The 1,056-nt window shown below is 29.8% G+C and carries 1 protein-coding gene; it reads left to right on the top strand.

The genetic code is table 11. The features are described from left to right. Positions 1-103: 103 nt before the first annotated feature. A complete protein-coding gene (locus ACW9UN_RS17250) occupies positions 104-847 on the top strand; it encodes a hypothetical protein (protein WP_459487616.1) in 744 nt (247 codons plus the stop codon). Positions 848-1,056: the final 209 nt, after the last annotated feature.

The raw sequence follows: 1,056 nt of genomic DNA, 5'->3' as shown, positions 1-1,056 counted from the left end.
TTTCGCGATTTTTTTTTAGTAATTATCAGGAAAATAGTATCTTTAATTAACGTAACTAACCATACAACCCGTACGTTGCCACACATAAAAAACTGAACCGAAAATGTTCTGGAATAGAAAAAAGAAATTGCCAATTACAGAAGAGGATAGAATTTGGATTAACGAAGATTTGAATTGGTTAAGAACTGAATTTGGAGAAGAACATTTTCAAGAAATTAGAACAATTACACCAACAAAAGAATTCTACGAAAGAACTTTTGACGGAACTGAAAAAGACGCTGAATTTATTCTCAAACGAACAATGGAACTAATGAGAATTGAAAATTGTGAGATTAAACTTGATTTTTTTACAGATGGTATTGTAGAGTCTGAAAATGGAGGAATACTAACAACACCTGCTGACATAAATGGAAAATGGGAAAGTGCTTCTGGAACTTATGAAATGAAAGAAAATGAGACAATAATTTCAATTGAAACACAACAGTTGAAAGATCCTATTTCTTTAATTGCAACAATTTCTCACGAATTATCGCATCAAATATTATTAGGAGAAAATCGAATTGAGGAGAATGACGAATTTTTAACAGATTTAACCGCTATTACTTACGGTTTTGGAATTTTTATTGGAAATTCAAGGTTTAAGTTTTCTCAATTTTCGACAAATGGAGGTTTTGGTTGGCAATCGAGCAATCAAGGTTATTTGCCTGAACAAATAATTGCTTATTCAATGGCTTGGTTATCTAAAGAAAGAAATGAAAAAACAGATTATTCAAAATTTATGAAACAATCTGTAAAAAAATATTTTGAACAAAGTTTTGAATATTTGGAAAAAGAAAAAACTGAATAATTACGTGTGGCAACACCATATATAATTTATTGCTGGCTTTTTGCCTACTTACGAAAGTCCTCGCGGACTTTCTTGGTTGGTAATTATTTACTAAATTATGTACTTAAACCACGCAACAAACCATATATAAACACGTTAGCACCAATTAATTGCCTTGAAGAATATTATATACATTTTATTATTAACAATTACCTCTAGTTTAATTGCTT

The sequence above is a fragment of the Polaribacter litoreus genome (assembly GCF_054584775.1).
The sequence above is the reverse complement of the archived record's forward strand: the minus strand, read 5'-3'. Positions and strand labels throughout refer to the sequence as shown.